This is a genomic window from Amycolatopsis sp. SID8362 (assembly GCF_010550475.1).
Taxonomy (GTDB): Bacteria; Actinomycetota; Actinomycetes; order Mycobacteriales; family Pseudonocardiaceae; genus Amycolatopsis; species Amycolatopsis eburnea.
This window is the reverse complement of sequence record NZ_JAAGNB010001777.1, coordinates 1-2,939: the sequence shown is the minus strand read 5'-3', so window position 1 is coordinate 2,939 and position 2,939 is coordinate 1. Positions and strand designations below refer to the sequence as shown.

The following is a 2,939-nucleotide window of genomic DNA, read 5'->3' as shown; positions in this document are numbered from 1 at the left end:
CAGCGCGGTCAGCTCCGCCGCCTCGGCGGGTTCGAGCAGCGGCCGCCCGAGCCGCGGCCGCGCGGCGGTGCGCACGACGAGCGGGTCGATGATCTTCTTGACGGTGCGGGTCAGGGGACCGCCATCCGCCGCGGAAAGCACGTCGACCCCGCCGATCCGCGCCCACGCGGCGGCGACCACGGCCGACCGCAGCCGAGCCCGCCCCGATCCGGCCACCGCCACCCCCTCGTCCTCCCCGTACCTTACGAGACGGCGGCTGTGGAATCCCCGCCCGTCTCGCGGCCCCGGTGGAGCAGCCTTGCGAGAATGGCGGGCATGGCCGACACCGCGACGAACCGGACCGCCAGGCGCGGCAGGCCCGGGTACGACCTGGAATCCCTGCTGCGCGTGGCGGTTTCGGCGTTCACCGAACGCGGTTTCGACGGCACCAGCATGGAAGACCTGTCCCGCAAGCTCGGCATCTCGAAGTCGGCGATCTACCACCACGTGCCGAGCAAGGACGAGCTGCTGCGGCTCGCCGTGAACCGCGCGCTGGACGGCCTCTTCGCCGAAGCGGCCGCGCTGGCGGAGTTCGACGGCCGGGCGGTCGACAAGCTCGAGCACCTCGTGCGCGCGAGCGTCGGGGTCCTGATCGAGCAGCTGCCGTTCGTGACGCTGCTGCTGCGCATCCGCGGCAACACCAAAGTGGAACGCGCGGCGCTGGCCCGCCGCAAGGAGTTCGACCGGCTCGTCGCGGACCTGGTGAGCGCGGCCGCCGCCGACGGGGACCTGCGTCCCGACATCGACCCGGACGTCTCCGCGCGGCTGCTGTTCGGCATGGTCAACTCGGTCGCCGAGTGGTACCGGCCCCGCGGCGGCGCCTCGGCACCCGCCATCGCGGACGCGGTCGTCGCGGTGGCGTTCGACGGCTTGCGCCGCCACAGCTGAAAACCTCGTTGGCGGACGACGTCCGCTGCTGCTACCGTCCCGGAGGCCGTGCGAGAGACCGAGGAGGTGGTACCCGTGAACCAGACGACATGGGTGCTCTCCTCCGGGGTCACGGTCGGGCGATAGGTCGCCCGGGAGCGCCGTTCGGCAGCGCTCCCGGAAGGCACGACCATGCACTTCACTTCGGAACAACGCCTCGGCGACGGTGTCCTCGAGCGCGGGTTCACCCTCGGCGAAGTCCCCACGGCATCCTCTGGACGCCCGAGTCCGCGCCCGGACCGGTCCCGCTGATCCTGCTCGGCCACCCCGGCGGGCTGGACCGGATGTACCCGCGCCTGGCGGCCCGCGCCCGGCACTCGGTGGCCGACGGCTACGCCGCGGCGACCATCGAACTGCCCGGCAGCGGCGACCGGCCCCGGCTGGCCGGCGTCGACGAAGCCCGCGCTGACCTGCGCCGAGCGCTGACGGCCGGCGAATCGGTCGGCAACGACGTCGTCGACCGGCTCATCCTCCCGCTGGTCGAGCAGGCGGTCCCGGAATGGCGGGCCGCACTGGACGCGCTCCTCGCGCTCCCCGGGATCGACGGCCCGGTCGGGTTCGCGGGCGGCGTGATCGCCATCGCCGTCCGGCTGGCGCTGGTCGAGCCGCGCGTCGCGGCCGCGGTCCTGTTCGCCGGCAGTTACGTGCCCCGCCGCACGTTCGACGAGGCCCGCCAGGTCACCACTCCCCTGCTCGTCCTGCTGCAGTGGGACGACGAAGGCAACGACCGGCAGGCGGCGCTGGACCTGTTCGATGCCTTCGGGACCAAGGAAAAGACGTTGCACGCCAACACCGGCGGGCACACCGGCATCCCGGGGTTCGAGGGCGATGACGGGAGCCGGTTCTTCGCCCGGCACCTGAAGTGAGCCGCGGACGCCAGGCCGGTCGCCGCCGGCCTGGCGTCCCGGTTCCGGTCAGAACCCGGGGAAGACCCGGCGCAGCTCGTCGAGCGTGACACTCCCCTCGACGCGAACACCCTTGTCGTACGGCGCCTTCAGCCGGCCGCTGAGCAACCGGATGAACGCCTCCGCCGGGCCGTCGAACGTCGCGGACGGCGCGTCGAGGTGGGACACCACCGTCACCGCGTCGTCGATCACCAGGCCACCGCCGCGAACGGCGACGGAAACCGGGTTCGCCAGTTCGGCGGGCTTGGCCAGGAAGCTCAGCATGAAGCCCACCGGCCCGGCGAGGAGTTCGAGCAGCACCGCGGCCGAGCCGTCGGCCACCCCGGCGTCCGGGTCGAGGGCGACGCGCACGTCCCAAGAGTGGTTGGCCACTTCGCTGAGCCGCATGCCCAGCGCGGTCACCAGCGGCACCGGCTCCGGCAGGAAGCCGAGGTCGACGGTCAGCGACGACCGCTGCTCGGGCGTGAGCGCCTCGACGGTGTCGAGCCAGCGGCTGTTGTGCTCCAGGAAACCCTCGGCCTGCGCGCGCGGCGAGGACGAGTCCCAGCGGGCCCAGATCGTCTGGTTGTCTTCGACGGCCACGGTTTCCCCGGCGGCGCGCAGGATCGGCGCGCGGCCGATCTCGGCACCGCTGCCGAGGTGCGACAGCGCCTGCGCGACGGTCCAGTCCGCGGCGCCGCTGGTCCGGGCCAGCTGCTCGTCGGTGAGGGTGCGGGTGAGTCCGGCGAGCACGTCGTGCTCGGCGCGGAGGGCGGCGATCGTGCGATCCACGAGTTGGTCCATGTCCGGGTCAACTCCCGGACCCCCGCGAGTGTTCCGGTGATCACCGCGCGCGATGTGCCGACCGCCACCTTTGCAGTTAGGTAAGCCTGCCCTTATTGTCCTCGTGTGTCCCCAGTCCCCCACCAAGCCGGTGTCGACGCCCGCGAGGTCGACGTCGCCTACGGCAGCGACGTCGTCGTGCGCGCCGCGTCCATTTCCCTGCGGGCCGGCCGCGTGACCGCGCTGATCGGCCCGAACGGGAGCGGGAAGTCGACCCTGCTGCGCGCGCTGGCGCGGCTGCACCCG

The 2,939-nt window shown here is 72.9% G+C and carries 3 protein-coding genes and 2 pseudogenes; 3 read left to right on the top strand and 2 right to left on the bottom strand.

Annotated elements, in window-relative coordinates; all coding sequences use genetic code 11:
- Positions 1 to 222, bottom strand: a pseudogene (locus tag G3I65_RS54565) (hypothetical protein); the annotation flags it as partial.
- A 93-nt stretch (positions 223 to 315) separates the two neighbouring features.
- Between G3I65_RS54565 and G3I65_RS54560 the strand changes: the two are divergent.
- Positions 316 to 927 (top strand): TetR/AcrR family transcriptional regulator, encoded by a 612-nt coding sequence (locus tag G3I65_RS54560; RefSeq protein ID WP_160704319.1) that lies wholly within the window; start codon positions 316 to 318, stop codon positions 925 to 927.
- A gap of 171 nt (positions 928 to 1,098) precedes the next feature.
- Positions 1,099 to 1,832, top strand: a pseudogene (locus G3I65_RS54555) (alpha/beta hydrolase).
- A gap of 48 nt (positions 1,833 to 1,880) precedes the next feature.
- Here the strand turns inward: G3I65_RS54555 and G3I65_RS54550 are convergent.
- Entirely contained in the window at positions 1,881 to 2,654 is a 774-nt protein-coding gene (locus tag G3I65_RS54550) for a maleylpyruvate isomerase family mycothiol-dependent enzyme (protein WP_160704317.1), read from the bottom strand.
- Positions 2,655 to 2,759: 105 nt separating this feature from the next.
- On the opposite strand from G3I65_RS54550, the gene G3I65_RS58985 reads away from it, so the two are divergent.
- Positions 2,760 to 2,939, top strand: a 180-nt coding sequence (locus G3I65_RS58985; protein WP_160704315.1) for an ATP-binding cassette domain-containing protein, incomplete at its 3' end; no start/stop codon positions are given.